Raw genomic sequence first — 14215 nt, 5'->3', positions numbered from 1 at the left:
GAAAACTCAGTGAGTGGAATGTTACGTTTCAGCGTTGATAGTGCTGTTCACCCCATGACAACATGATATGAATTAACTGTTCGAGTAACTGCTGCAAATGCGTGGCTCGCTCAGGTCGGTAGTGATAAGGCTCAGTTTCAGACATATAGTTTAACTGGGATAATTCCAGTTGCACGGCGTGTTGCTGATTCTGGGGCAGACCATATGCCCGAGTTATATGACCACCTTTAAAGCGCCCATTCAATATATGGCTGAAGGTGGATTGATGTTGACAACATTCAATTAATTGCTTGCTTAATGATGGGTCACAACTGACACCACTATTGGTACCAAAATTCAAATCGGGTAATTGTCCTTCAAATAATCTCGGAATAACTGATGCAATTGAATGTGCATCTAACAGCAATGCATAGCCAAACTGTGCTTTAAGCCGGTCCAATTCGGATTGAAGTTGCTGATGATAAGGACGCCAGATATGTAACAGGTAAGATTGACGCTCCTGCGGCGACGGTGTTTTGTCTGAGATAAAACAAGGTCGCCCATCGAACAACGTTTCGGGGAATAAGCCAGTTGTTGCTGTGGTATACAGTGGTTGATCGTCCTCTGGGCGATTAAGGTCAACGACTAAGCGAGAGTAATTACCTATTAGTAAGCTGGCCCCCATATTTCGGGCAAAATCATAGAGACGAGGAATATGCCAATCAGTATCTGATAAAGGGCGTGCGGCAGCTGTTAGGCCAGCCTCCACCACGGGGGTTAGTCGGGTGCCGGCATGAGGAATGCTGATTAATAAAGGCAGTTTACCGGAGTGAAAACTTAACGGGTCAGTTAGATTCATGGGCGAACCTCTCCTTGGAAAACGACAGTTGCAGATAATTGGCCACCTAGCCAGTAAGCTAATTCGGCCGGGCGGGATAGTGGCCAATGGACCCAATTTGCCAGTTTGCCAATTTCCAATGTGCCTTGAGTCTCTTGCAGACCAAGTGCCTGAGCGGCATAGCATGTGACACCCGCCAACGCTTCTTCCGGTGTCATACGGAATAAGGTGCAAGCCATATTGAGCATCAAACGCAAAGAGAGTGCAGGGGAGGTTCCTGGGTTGGCATCGCTGGCCAAGGCCATTGGCACACCATACTGGCGAAACAGTTCAATGGGGGGGCATTGTGTTTCACGTAGCAAGTAATAAGCACCTGGTAGCAATACCGCCACAGTACCCGCATGGCACATGGCTTGAACATCTGACTTCGTGGCATATTCAAGATGATCGGCCGACAATGCATTAAATTTTGCTGCAAGAGTACTGCCACCAAGTGCCGACAGTTGCTCGGCATGCAGTTTGACCGGCAAACCGACTTTCTGGGCGGCCAAGAATATGCGCTCGACCTGTGCCGGTGAAAATGCCAGGTGTTCACAAAATGCGTCAACGGCATCGGCCAACCCCTCTTCAGCTACCCGAGGAATGACGGTATTACAAACGAAATCAATGTAGTCGTCTGCTCTGCCGGCAAACTCAGGTGGTAAAGCATGTGCTGCCAAACAGGTTGTTTTAACTGTAATGGGGAGTAATTCACCCAAACGGCGGGCAACCCGCAGCATTTTTATTTCACTTTCAAGACTAAGGCCATAACCGGATTTTATCTCTATGCAAGTCACGCCCTCGGCAAGAAGAGGTTTCAGCCGAAATAAAGCTTGTTCGAGCAATTGTTCTTCACTGGTATTCCGTGTTGCCCTAACCGTCGAGATAATCCCACCACCATTAGCGGCAATCTCTGCATAGCTGACCCCATTAAGGCGTTGCTCAAATTCAGCACTGCGATCACCGCCAAAGACGAGATGTGTATGGCAATCAATTAAACCAGGGGTAATCAGGCCACCTTGAAAGACGATCTCACGTGAGGCATGGAGTGCTGGTAACTCTTTATGTGGCCCAATCCAGACTATTTTACCGCCTGTGACCGCTATTGCTCCTTGCGGTATCAGATGATATTCCCCTCCACACATGGTCACGATATCGGCACCGTACCACAAACTGTCACAGTGAATTACTGACACCATCTCACTCCTTCAAGCTATACCCTTTATACCCGACGCCACAGCGCTATTCACTGATTGAATCACTGGCGTAAGTCAGTGCTCCGAAATTGATTTGTTGCTATAGCGTTAATGATGGCGAGTACACAGCGAAATTAAGTTGTATATACAATCATGGACAACCTAGCGCATAAAGTCACTATCAGCAAGATAGAGATTTAAACAATTGCGTAACACTTCGCAGTTCTCACAGAGAAATAAAATTGATCAGGACGTCACGGTGCCTTGTGGGGTAAAACGACCATAGAGTTGATAGCGTGAGCCTGGATACAGTAATTGCGCCGCAGTGACGACGACTTTTCCATACCAGGTTCTTCGGCGAATCAACAGACAAGGCTCATGCTCATCCAATTGCAGCAGTTGTCGCTCAGTCTGGCTCGGGATCACGGCTTCAACAATATGTTCACCTTCAGTCAGAGGCGCGGCTTGTGTGAGATAGCTGTAAGGAGTTATGTGATTGAAATCCTGCTTCATATAGTCGGGGGCCGTGCTTGGGTTAACACAGCGATTTTCGACTTGAACAGGGAAGTCATTCTCATAATGCACAATTTGCGAGTAGAACAACTGTTGACCGGGCAGGATCCCCAACGCTACCGCTTCTTCAGGGGTTGCCGGGCGAGCTTCTAGTTGCAGAATTTTACTGCTGTGGCGATGACCTCGAGCGGTTATCTCGTCAGCAATGTTATGAACTTCAAGTAAGGCACTGTGCGCTTTTGCTTCAGCAACAAAAGTTCCCACGCCTTGCATACGAATAAGGAAACCTTCATTGGTTAATTCACGTAACGCGCGATTGATGGTCATACGGCTGACCCCCAGCTCAGCAACGAGCTCGCTTTCTGAGGGAACGCGTTGATGGGGCTGCCAGACCTCGCTTCTGATCTGGTGGATAATGGCCAACTTAACCCGTTGATAAATTGGCGCAGGAGTATCGTCCATTGCGGCACTTAATTGTAAGACTTTTTGTTGTTCCGCCACGGCGTTAACCTCGTCAAATAAAAAGTTTATATGCTAAGTCTACGGTTGAATTTAGCGTATGTATATGTATATACAAGTGAGTGGTTTAATTAATTGACGCCGCTGCTGCTTAGCGCGTTTGACTCTGAACAAAATATTGGGATATCGCTATGCCAGTTTATTTTACCGAGCGTGCTTTCTTACCGAGTGGATGGGCAGATAACGTACAAATTACTGTTGACGAACAGGGGTATATTCAGCGCATTGTGACCGGCAGCAGTGGTACTGGTTGTCAGGTTTTATCCGGCCCAATAGTACCAGGCATGCCGAATCTTCACTCCCATGCCTTTCAGCGCATGATGTCTGGATTAGCCGAAATCGCCGGTAACCCACAGGATAGCTTCTGGACTTGGCGAGATCTGATGTATCGACTGGTACAGCAATTAACACCGGAAGATGTTGGTGTGATTGCCCGTCAACTGTATATCGAGATGCTGAAAGGTGGCTATACGCAAGTCGCAGAGTTTCATTATTTACACCACGATCCCGACGGTAATCCATACAATTGCCCAGGTGAAATGACCGCTCAACTGAGTCAGGCCGCGCAAGAGGCGGGTATCGGGATGACATTGTTACCCGTATTGTACAGCTACGCGGGGTTTGGTGCTCAGCCTGCTCAGCAGGGGCAGCGCCGTTTTATTCAGAGCACCGATAGCTATCTCAAACAGCAGCAGGTTATTAGTAAACAATTGGTTAATCAGCCATTACAAAACCAAGGTTTATGTTTTCATTCTTTGCGCGCCGTAGAACTCAGCCAAATGCAGGAGATCCTACAAGCTTCGGATAATCAATTACCGGTACATATTCATATTGCTGAGCAGCAAAAGGAGGTCAACGACTGTCTGGATTGGAGTGGGCAGCGCCCCGTTGCATGGTTGTATAACCATTTGTCAGTCGACAGCCGCTGGTGTCTGATTCATGCGACACATCTTGATAAATCCGAGCTTGTTCGTTTGGCAGAAAGTCAGGCTGTGGCAGGATTATGCCCGACTACCGAGGCTAACCTTGGTGATGGTATTTTCCCTGGGGTCGATTATCTGCATTATCAGGGGCGGTGGGGTATCGGCTCAGATAGCCATGTTTCATTGGATGTGGTGGAAGAATTACGTTGGTTAGAATATGGTCAGCGCCTGCGTGATCAACGCCGCAATCGTCTGACGAGTGAGCAATATCCTGCCGTGGCTGATTTGCTTTATAGCCAAGCTTTAGCGGGAGGACGACAGGCTTGTGCCAGCAAAATTAGTCAGTTAACCGAAGGCTACCGCGCTGACTGGTTAGTATTGGATGGCGATGATCCTTATATTGCTGGTACAAAATCGGCATCTTTGTTGAATCGGTGGTTATTTGCGGGGGGCAAATCGCAAATTCGCGATGTTTATGTGGCAGGCAAAGCGGTAATAGTGGATAGATATCATCCAATGCAACAGCAATCTGCACAGGATTTTCTGACGGTATTGAAAGCCTGTCAACAGGAGGTCTGATGAGCTTTACCCTTTTTGATTTTGCCAGCTTACCCGTTAGCCGTTGGCGAAATGGCGGCGGCGAAACCCGTGAAATAGCATGTTGGCCCGTTGGTGGAGATGATTTTGCCTGGCGTGCCAGCATTGCTACAATCGAACAGGATGGCCCGTTTTCAATGTTTTCGGATATCGATCGGTCAATTACGCTGCTATCAGGTGAAGGGGTTGAACTATCCAGCCCAGGCTGGGAGGCACATACTCTTTCCAAGCCGTTGCAGCCGTTTGCTTTCCCCGGTGATATCCCTATTCATGCGCGTTTATTAGGGGGGAGTAGTCAAGACTTTAATATTATGACGCGGCGCGGTTGCTGGCAGGCATCGGTATCGTCGGTGAGTTCGGCACAAAAACTCCCTGTTTCCCATAGTGGATTGATCTACGTTGTGAAGGGAAACTGGCTTGTTTGCCATACCGAAACACACCAACTTACTGCTTCGCAAGGCTGTTGGTGGTTGCCTGCAATTAAGGGAGGGCAATTACAGCCTCTTACTGCGGATAGCCATTTGCTATGGGTTGATTTATTTCCTTGGCGGTAAAAGGGAATGTTTTTTGTAATTTTCATTACAAACCAAAGTGATGCAATTCTTTGGGGTTACTTTTTCACATGCAAGACTGCTATAACTGATGCTCACATAGATACTGTGGGCATCACCGCTATACCTGTTACAATTTCCCTCTGCCACACAAACTGCAACTAAGAAGATTTCCTCATTGCCAAGGCATGTGCTTGGTTACTCGATAGTGTTCAAATTACCAGCATTTGTTAGATCCATGTCATAGTTTTGTTATTTGCTCTGCGCAAAACACACATTTCGGTTGTTTGGTATTAAAAATTTCAATAATCTTAATTATGAAATAAATATTTAAAAAAAGAGGTGATAGATGGAAGAATAGATAATAAAAAACTAACCAATTGTTTTATATTGATTATTTGTGAATTTCAAGCCGGGAATGGGGCGTTTGCATTCACGGAAGTGCATTGAAGTGCCTAAAATAACTATTTTTATCTTCTGCGAGTCATGCAGTTATAAAAAAATATTTTCAATAAGCAGGCGCTGAGATGTTAATGCATTCCACTTTTGAAGGGTATAGTTCATGAAGCTGAAAAAAATCATTATCGCCTCACTCGCTATTTGTCTGTTGCCATTGGGTGCTTATGCTAAAGATCTTAAAATTGGCGTTTCCATGGCTTACTTCGATGATAACTTCCTGACAATATTACGTCAGGCTATGCAAAACAAAATGAAAGAAGAAGGGAATGTCACTGGGCAATTCGAGGATGCAAAAGGGGATATTGCCCAACAAATTCAGCAGGTAGAGAATTTTGTCAGTCAAGGGGTCGATGCCATTATTCTGAATCCGGTAGATACTCAAGGTGTAAAGCCAATGATCAAATTAGCTGAACAGGCGAAGATACCATTGGTTTTTGTGAATCGCCGTCCTGAAATAACGTTACCAGCTGGTATGGCCTATGTGGGATCAGATTCTGAGCTTGCAGGTCGTCTACAGATGGAGGAATTAGCGAAGCTGATGGGGGGGAAAGGTAACGTAATGATCCTGATGGGGGAACTCTCGAGTGAGGCTACTCGTGATAGAACTCGGGGAGTAGAGAAAGTTGCAGCTCAGTATCCAGATATTCATATCATTGATAAGCAAACTGCAAAATTTTTCCGCAAAGAAGCGGTAGACGTTACCACTGATTGGGTTTTGTCTGGGCAACAAATAGATGCCATTGCATCAAATAATGATGAAATGGCCATTGGGGCTATTTTAGCCTTAAAACAAGCGAAGAAAAATGGCGTAGTAATTGGTGGCATTGATGGCACACCCGATGCGCTTGAGTTTATTAAGAAAGGCGATTTGAATGTCAGTATTTTCCAAGATGCTAAAGGTCAAGGAGAAGGCGCTGTAGAAACTGCGATTAAATTAGCCTCCGGCCAGAAAGTTGAAAGCAGTGTTATGATTCCTTATCAACTCATCACTAAAGATAATTACCAAGACTTTGCTAATAAAAATAAAAAGTGAAAACAACCTTTTCCCCTGGCTAATAGTTAATTATAAAAACACAGAAATAAGTTAACTTTTCAAGTCAAATTTTTATACATGAAAAATCAAATATTCATTAAATATATTTTAATGGATAGGTGGTGCCGTATTTATTGTTATCACTTTTTTGATAAGTACGGCGCTTACCCACTGAGCGTATTATGATGACCAAGGAGATGATGATATGTATCCTTACATTCTCGAGGCTGAAGGCATCAGTAAGCAATTCCCTGGTGTCAAGGCATTGAATAAAGTGGGCATTAAAATAAAAGCAGGAAGTGTCCATGCATTAATGGGAGAGAATGGCGCAGGAAAATCGACCCTGATGAAATGTTTGATAGGAATATATCATCCTGATGAAGGCTCAATAAAAGTAAAGGGCGAAACGGTTAGCTTCAGTGATACATTAGATGCACTCCATGCTGGTATTGCAATGATTCATCAAGAGCTAAATTTAGTCCCGCATATGACGGTGGCAGAAAATATTTGGTTGGGGCGAGAGCCCGTTCATTATGGTTTTGTTAACCACGATTTGCTCAACAGCAAAACCAAGGATTTATTAAAGCATTTAAATATAAAATTGAAACCAGATATGCTGGTTGGTGAATTGAATATTGCTAGCCAACAAATGGTAGAGATTGCTAAGGCTGTTTCTTATGATGCAGATGTTTTAATAATGGATGAACCGACATCAGCGCTGACCGAAGGTGAGGTTTTTCATCTGTTTGCGATTATTACTGAGTTAAAAGAGCAAGGGAAAGGCATTATCTATATCAGCCATAAAATGGATGAAATATTCGAAATTACTGATGAGGTAAGTGTTTTCCGCGATGGCATGTTTGTTGCCACAGATAAAACGGAAAACCTGACAAAACAATCATTAATCACCATGATGGTCGGTCGTGAACTTACTCATATGTTCCCAAAATTTAATAATAATATTGGTGAAGAAGTTTTGCGAGTTAATGAGTTACGGCGAGATGGGTTATTTCGCAATATCTCATTTTCCGTAAAACGAGGCGAGATATTGGGTGTTGCTGGTTTGGTTGGCGCAGGTCGTAGTGAGGTTATGGAAAGCTTATTTGGTATGCATCCTGCGGACAGTGGTGAAATTTTTATCGATGGTCTGCCAGTCAATATCGACTCCCCATCAAAGGCTATTGAACAAGGATTGGCTTTTCTTACCGAAGACCGAAAGAAGTCAGGGTTATTCTTAGTCTTGTCTGTGGTTGAGAATATGAGCATCGTAAATCTTTCTGAGTACATTAATACAAAAGGTTTTGTCAGTCATGGACAAATGGCTCAAGACTGCATGGAGCAGATTAAAAAATTAAACATCAAAACACCTACGATGGATCAAATAATTAATAATTTAAGTGGCGGTAATCAACAAAAGGTGCTCATAGCACGCTGGTTATTAGCTCAACCCAAAATACTTATTCTGGATGAACCCACTCGAGGTATTGATGTTGGGGCAAAATCAGAAATTTATCGTTTAATTAGTGAACTGGCGAACCGTGGTGTAGCCATTATTTTAGTTTCCTCTGAGCTACCTGAAATTCTTGGTATGAGTGATAGAGTTATGGTCATGCACAGCGGACACATCACTGGAATATTAGACAAACAAGATGCTAGTCAAGAAAAGATAATGGCCCTGGCCTCAGAATAATTACTGGAAGGTAACGATAATGAGTAATGTTAAATTTGCTAAATCATTAACGGTTGAGTCAACAAAAACACATTCATTCATGTCTGGATTTAAAGGGAAATTACCTAAAGATACCGGTATTTTTATTGTCATGATCGGTATTGCATTGATTTTTGAGTTCCTTGGCTGGTTTATTCGCGATCAATCATTTTTATTGAATCCTAATCGGCTATTATTGATCGTTCTGCAAGTGGCTATTATAGGTATCATTGCCGTCGGAGTGACACAAGTTATTATCACTACCGGCATTGATCTCTCATCCGGCTCTTTAATTGCATTAACGGCTGTTGTCGCGGCGAGTCTGGCACAGACATCAGAAAGTATTTCACCTATGTATCCGCACTTATTGGATTTACCCGCGGCTATCCCTATTATTGCAGGCATAGGGGTCGGGATACTGTGTGGATTTATTAATGGTTTCTTGATAACCCGTACAGGTATTCCTCCCTTTATCGCTACATTAGGAATGATGGTTTCTGCCAGAGGACTTGCCCAATATTACACTAAAGGCAATCCGGTAAGTTTTCTCTCCGATGATTTTACCGCGGTTGGGCAAGGTGCTATGCCCGTTATCATTTTTTTGGTTATTGCGGTGATATTCCATATTGCACTGAAACACACCCGTTATGGTAAATACGTCTATGCCATCGGCGGGAATATGATTTCAGCAAAAGTATCAGGCATTAACGTTAATAAATATCTGGTAACGGTTTATACCATTGCCGGGGGATTAGCTGGCTTGGCGGGCGTGGTTTTGGCCGCCCGGGTGAGTAGCGGGCAATCAAGCATGGGCCAATCTTATGAATTGGATGCGATTGCGGCTGCCGTTATTGGTGGTAGCAGCTTGATGGGTGGGGTCGGTCGTATCACCGGTACAGTAATTGGCGCCGTAATCTTAGGACTGATTAAGAGTGGTTTTACTTTTATTGGTGTGGACTCCTACATTCAGGACATTATCAAAGGCATCATTATTGTCAGTGCCGTCGCCATAGATATGCATCGTAACCGCAAGAAGCGCTAACCGCAGTCGGCGCGATTAAACCAGTAGCACTAACAGCCTATCATTCTGCTGTTGAGTGCTACTGGGGTTTGAGGCCAAATCACGCAGAAAACATACTAACATCGGAGCTAGTTTTTATTTCAGATAATTTTTTATAGGATGATGTATCAGTTTTTACTAATGCATTGGCTTACAGATAGTCACCGTTTAGCGAAAATAATCCAATAAATCAATTAACTCTGTTCTAGAGTATTACAATTCCATTTGTCACTCACGGCGTTGCTTTACTGTCATAAATACGCCTCCACACCCAGCTTAGCATCTTGGCGGTATCACCCGACTCAGGCAATTGGGTAATTTCTGGTGCTGCTGCCCAGTGGCCACTTTCATCTATGCCAGCAATGTCATAGCGGAAAAAATAATCGGGCTCTAACCCCATTCGCAGATCTGCAAGGGTCAGCCGAAGCTCGCCATCCTCACGTCGCTGAGCGTGAGCGGCGATAAACCCATGTGTGAACCACAATAGACGTTTCAACTGCGGTACGGATGTCAACTGCGCCAACGCCTGGTTGTCGCTTTCGTGAAAAGTAAATTGCATCGCTCCCCGATCCGCGACAAGGGATCGGTCACCGAGCCAGTAGCCATCCGGTACCATCACAATCACCCGCCAAGCCAGCGTGTTGAACGGAAGCGGTGTAGAAAAACGCGGGGCATTCTGCAAGTTCAGAACAGCCAGGCTTTGCGAGGCTACCCGGTCAACCAGAGATTTGGCGGCAACACTCCAAGCCAGGTAGGCCGAGCTCACGAGCAAGCCTGCTACCAACCAATTGTGTGCCGCCCTGTCTCGGCCTGAGCCACTCGTTTGCTGCGCAGTTTTATGTGGTGAAAGCTGCCAGGCAGCCATAACCCCTATCAACAACGGCACTGTATACAACGGATCAATGACGAAGATTGTCGCCCACATGACGGGTGGGGTCTTCATGGGCCATAGCACCTGCGTACCGTAGACGGTAAAGGCATCCAGCAACGGATGTGTTATCAGGGCCAGCCAGATCGCCAACAGCCACCGCAATGGGGCACCTCGAACCAGCGAACTGCGAGACTTGAGCAAGAGCCAAAGCAGCAATCCCAACAACGTTAGCATCAAGAGTGAATGCGATGGACCACGGTGCCAGGTCACTTCTGTAACCACATCACTGCTGAATACTTTGAACCAGAGCACGTCCAGATCGGGCAAAGTACCGAGAACTCCACCCGCCAGTATTGCCTGGCGTCGATGATGTGGGGGGACAACAAGTGCGGCGACACTGCTGCCAAGAACAATCTGAGTTAATGAGTCCATGGCAGATTCCAACGGCTTGGTTTACTGATCTGTTGGGCATCTTGTGCTTTTATCCATCGGTCATGCAGCCATTGTTCCGTTTTGCGGCGAGCGAGCAGGGTTGCCCATTCCAGATCGCGCTCGAACAGCATCGGTTTCTCATCGCTACCGATGATGACCCAGAACCAACGCCCATCAGCCAGATTGCGTGCCTTGAATTTTAAACCGGTGAGTTGGACGGTCTCGTTACGGCCTGGGTGTGATAAGCGAATAGGTTCATCATGGAGAGTAACAGACGCTCTCCCTAGGCTGGTCAGCAAGTCGGGCGCAGCCTTACGCAAGAACTCTGCCGCAATCTGCTCAGCGCGCTCACGAGACGGTAACGGTTTCCCCACTAGGTCGAGCGAGATGTTGGCAAAACCCTTGAGTGTGCCATCGGCGGCGATCACCGTACTAAAGTGTTCTCCCTCCAGGAAGGCATTGCGCTCATCGCGCCTCTCGTAACGGCTGAGTGCGGCGGGTTGACCATCCAGAGTGACCGAACGCTGACTGGTTTGATGATGAGTATCTGGGATGCTGATCGGGTTATCTCCAACCGCACCGGAGGCTGTTTGCAACGCGAAAGCAGACAGAGCAGCGGTAAGCCCTAGACTGATGCGGAACACCAGGATCCAACGGCAGGAAGTCAGAACTGAAGAGAGCGAAGAACGGATAGAATTCATGATTTCCTCGTGGATGAAGCAAGCGATGCACTGCCCGCAACGCAGACAGTGGCCAGTAAAAGTGCCACCGCAAGCCCCACCAATAGCGGGACGAAACCGGGCACCCAGGACACGATAAATGGACCGATGCTGGCACCGATAAACAGGACAAAACCATTGAGGGCCATGCCCGCTGCGCGGTTAGGTACCGCCAGATCACCAAACTGGGTGATCATTGCCGGAATAGCGAGAGCGACGCCGACCACGAAGACCAGACTCCCAATGGCAATACCGGTCAGCGATTGCGCTAACACAGCCTCTAGGGCCAAGCCCACGGCCGCAACCAGATAACCTGCACCCGCAACGCCCGGCATCCCGATCCGAGCAGCAAGCGGCCCGACCAGCAAGGCGATGAACATCCCTGGCAATCCAACCAAGCGCAGTGCAATGACTGTGGCAGGAGAAAGGTTCAAGCCCGCCAGATGCGGCCCCAACGCCGTATACATCGCAACGAAAGACAGGAGAAGTGTGATGTGTGCAAATGACAGCAGCAGAATGGCAGGCCGCACGGCAATTTTGCCCAATGCTACGAAACGATGGCCCAGATGACCCTCAACGATAGTGCGTGCCGGTTCCTTTATCATCAACGCAATTAATGGAAGCATGACCACAAGACCGCCTCCCGTGGTCAGAAATACCCAGAACCAATCCCATCGTAACGCCACCCAGGCCGCGAATACTTGCCCAAGGATGCCGGCCACGAGGAAAGACGTAGACATGGCCCCGATGGCGGTTGCTCGGTGACGTATCCGCACCGCTTCAGCAAGATAGGCCAGTGCTACCGGGGCAAAACTGGACGCTGCCAGCCCCTGTAACATCCGAAGTCCCGCCAACCATGGCAACGAAGGCACGAAGGCGCAGGCAAGTGTGGCAATCGACAGGGCGCTCAGCCCCATCAGCATCACTGGCCGACGACCATACTGATCCGATAACGGCCCCCAGAGCAGGAACCCGCCAGCATAGGCCAGGCTGAAACAAGTGGCCAGCGCGAACGAGACAGCCCCCGGTGTTGCCGGGCTGAAAGAGTGACCGACGTACGTCAGCAAAGGGATTGCCAGGTAAAGCTGGGTCAGCACCAACAGGGCGACCGAGACCAGTAGCGTGACACCTGGCCCACTCGCGTAATGAGCTGGTCTGAGGTGAGGGGGCTTGCTGAAGGTCTCATCAGCCAAGCCTGAGAATTGCGTATTTTCAGCCATGGAACTCTGCTTCCGATATCGGTACAGCACCCCCAACGATGACGGAATGTACCTGACGTGCAGTATGCAGTTCCCAGAATTGGTCAGCGATGTCCATTGGGGCGACGGTATCACTTTTACCCACACCGCCCGGTGTTCCCTCAACGAAGCCGTTGACGATCACCTCACCGACATGAATGTCATGTGACGCGAGGGTATGCGCCAGAATATGGGTAGTTTTACGTTGAGCTGCAACGCTGATGGCAATCGCAGCATAATCGATGGCGAACGCATTGATTTGTGGGTCATCGAGCGCCATGACGCCGCTGGTAACCAATACGGTACCTTTTGATGCCGCAAGGTCGTTCCTGCTCTCTTGTACGGCGGTGATGTAGCCAACAACGCGAAGATCGAAACTCTTGCTCAGATCTGCGGGCTGAGTGGACAGCAGGTCACCTTCGATATCGAGAAAAACGTTCCAGTGCAGGATACCTATAGGCCCCATTATCTCATGTACGTCCGTGACGGCATGTCGAATCGCTTTAACATCGCTAAGATCGGCTGGGAAAGCGCGAGCCTGGATGCCTTCGGCGGTCAATTCCGTTACCGCATCAGCGAGACGCTGAGCATTGCGCGCAATCAAGGCTACGGGATGACCCGCCTTACCAAAACGGCGAGCGACTGCATGGGAAATACCCGGGCCATATCCACAGATGAGGATGGTGTTTTTCATAGTTCAGACTCCGATTATAAAGTAAAATTAAAACTCCAACGTTTTAGTTGGAAATAACTATAGTATGATTACGTGACAGCAACAACCTATAAATGAGAGAGAAGAAAAATGGCTTGGGATACTGAAGGGACGAAACGCAAAATTCTGGATGCGGCGATGACCGAATTCGCCCGACTCGGACCCGATGGCACTACCCTTGAGCGGGTTGCCAAGTTGGCCGGGGTAAACAAGGAGCGTGTTTATAATTACTTTGGCGATAAGCGAGCGCTGTTCTCAGCCGTATTACGTAGTGAGTTGGCCAAGGTGGCATCGGCGTTGCCCATTACATCCTTTGCGGTTGAAGATATTGGCGATTACGCTGGCCGTGCCTACGATTATCACCTCGACAATCCTGAACTGAGTCGGCTCATGCGCTGGGAAGGGTTGATATTCAGTGATGAGGTGCCGGACGAAGAACAGCGACGCGAATACTATGGATACAAGATTCAGGCCGTGAGCGATGGGCAGCGCGAGGGAATTGTTACCCAAGCCATTGGAGCAGATCATCTGGCTTTTTTGGTGTTAGCTTTGGCCGGATGGTGGTCTGCCGTTCCACAGGTCGCGCGCATGTTAACGGGACCAGATAGCGCAGAAGAACATGCCAGACGGAGATCCTCTGTCATAGAAGCTGCCCGACGTCTGGCGTCTGCCCCATAAAGTTATTCGAACGCTAGCTTTTGCGTACTGTGGACGAACTCAGAAAGAACTAGAGGCAATGTAAGCCTAAATAGCGGCCTTAACTTTCCTCTCTAAACGGAAATCAGGGGTTCTCGACATCCCGGTTTTGCCATAACCCGCTTTTTTGTT

Annotated in this window: 13 protein-coding genes; 6 read left to right on the top strand and 7 right to left on the bottom strand. The window is 47.5% G+C overall.

Going from position 1 to position 14215, the window contains the following annotated elements; genetic code table 11:
* Positions 1–28: 28 nt before the first annotated feature.
* The 3 genes from hutG to hutC form a co-directional block, all read right to left on the bottom strand.
* Entirely contained in the window at positions 29–838 is an 810-nt protein-coding gene (hutG, locus tag V2A84_RS08825) for an N-formylglutamate deformylase (RefSeq protein WP_083159047.1), read from the bottom strand.
* Complete coding sequence (gene hutI / locus V2A84_RS08820; protein WP_372569110.1) at positions 835–2055, bottom strand: imidazolonepropionase; 1221 nt, start codon at positions 2053–2055, stop codon at positions 835–837. The genes hutG and hutI overlap by 4 nt, the downstream gene beginning before the upstream one ends.
* Positions 2056–2298: 243 nt before the next feature.
* Complete coding sequence (gene hutC / locus V2A84_RS08815) at positions 2299–3066, bottom strand: histidine utilization repressor (RefSeq protein ID WP_083159045.1); 768 nt, start codon at positions 3064–3066, stop codon at positions 2299–2301.
* A 149-nt stretch (positions 3067–3215) separates the two neighbouring features.
* Here hutC and V2A84_RS08810 point away from each other — a divergent pair, with 149 nt between their 5' ends.
* From V2A84_RS08810 to V2A84_RS08790, 5 genes are all read left to right on the top strand, one after another.
* Positions 3216–4586 carry a formimidoylglutamate deiminase gene (locus tag V2A84_RS08810; RefSeq protein WP_083159044.1) on the top strand — a complete coding sequence of 457 codons (1371 nt, stop codon included), beginning with the start codon at positions 3216–3218 and terminating at the stop codon, positions 4584–4586.
* Positions 4586–5158, top strand: coding sequence for a HutD/Ves family protein (locus tag V2A84_RS08805; RefSeq protein WP_083159043.1), 573 nt, complete (start codon positions 4586–4588; stop codon positions 5156–5158). Before V2A84_RS08810 ends, V2A84_RS08805 begins: the two co-directional genes overlap by 1 nt.
* A gap of 559 nt (positions 5159–5717) precedes the next feature.
* Positions 5718–6647, top strand: a complete 930-nt coding sequence (locus V2A84_RS08800) for a sugar ABC transporter substrate-binding protein (protein WP_083159042.1) — start codon at positions 5718–5720, stop codon at positions 6645–6647.
* 205 nt (positions 6648–6852) lie between these two features.
* The gene (locus V2A84_RS08795; RefSeq protein ID WP_083159041.1) at positions 6853–8337 is read left to right on the top strand and encodes a sugar ABC transporter ATP-binding protein; all 1485 of its coding nucleotides are present in this window, start codon (positions 6853–6855) and stop codon (positions 8335–8337) included.
* Positions 8338–8356: 19 nt separating this feature from the next.
* On the top strand, positions 8357–9397 hold the full coding sequence (locus V2A84_RS08790) for an ABC transporter permease (RefSeq protein ID WP_083159040.1): 1041 nt from the start codon (positions 8357–8359) through the stop codon (positions 9395–9397).
* A 250-nt stretch (positions 9398–9647) separates the two neighbouring features.
* Here the strand turns inward: V2A84_RS08790 and V2A84_RS08785 are convergent, their stop codons facing one another.
* Genes V2A84_RS08785 through V2A84_RS08770 form a run of 4 tightly spaced genes read right to left on the bottom strand, consistent with a single transcriptional unit; the run spans position 9648 to position 13369 of the window.
* Positions 9648–10718 carry a metal-dependent hydrolase gene (locus tag V2A84_RS08785; protein ID WP_083159039.1) on the bottom strand — a complete coding sequence of 357 codons (1071 nt, stop codon included), beginning with the start codon at positions 10716–10718 and terminating at the stop codon, positions 9648–9650.
* Entirely contained in the window at positions 10706–11419 is a 714-nt protein-coding gene (locus tag V2A84_RS08780; protein WP_227746536.1) for a hypothetical protein, read from the bottom strand. The genes V2A84_RS08785 and V2A84_RS08780 overlap by 13 nt, the downstream gene beginning before the upstream one ends.
* Positions 11416–12657: an MFS transporter gene (locus V2A84_RS08775; RefSeq protein WP_442847878.1), complete on the bottom strand. Its 1242-nt coding sequence runs from the start codon at positions 12655–12657 to the stop codon at positions 11416–11418. The genes V2A84_RS08780 and V2A84_RS08775 overlap by 4 nt, the downstream gene beginning before the upstream one ends.
* On the bottom strand, positions 12650–13369 hold the full coding sequence (locus V2A84_RS08770) for an SDR family NAD(P)-dependent oxidoreductase (protein WP_083159037.1): 720 nt from the start codon (positions 13367–13369) through the stop codon (positions 12650–12652). The genes V2A84_RS08775 and V2A84_RS08770 overlap by 8 nt, the downstream gene beginning before the upstream one ends.
* Positions 13370–13477: 108 nt before the next feature.
* On the opposite strand from V2A84_RS08770, the gene V2A84_RS08765 reads away from it, so the two are divergent.
* On the top strand, positions 13478–14065 hold the full coding sequence (locus V2A84_RS08765; protein WP_042569675.1) for a TetR family transcriptional regulator: 588 nt from the start codon (positions 13478–13480) through the stop codon (positions 14063–14065).
* Positions 14066–14215 lie beyond the last annotated feature (150 nt).

It is taken from the genome of Yersinia sp. 2553 StPb PI (assembly GCF_052217105.1).
In the GTDB taxonomy this organism is placed as follows: Bacteria; Pseudomonadota; Gammaproteobacteria; order Enterobacterales; family Enterobacteriaceae; genus Yersinia; species Yersinia enterocolitica_E.
The sequence above is the reverse complement of the archived record's forward strand: the minus strand, read 5'-3'. Positions and strand labels throughout refer to the sequence as shown.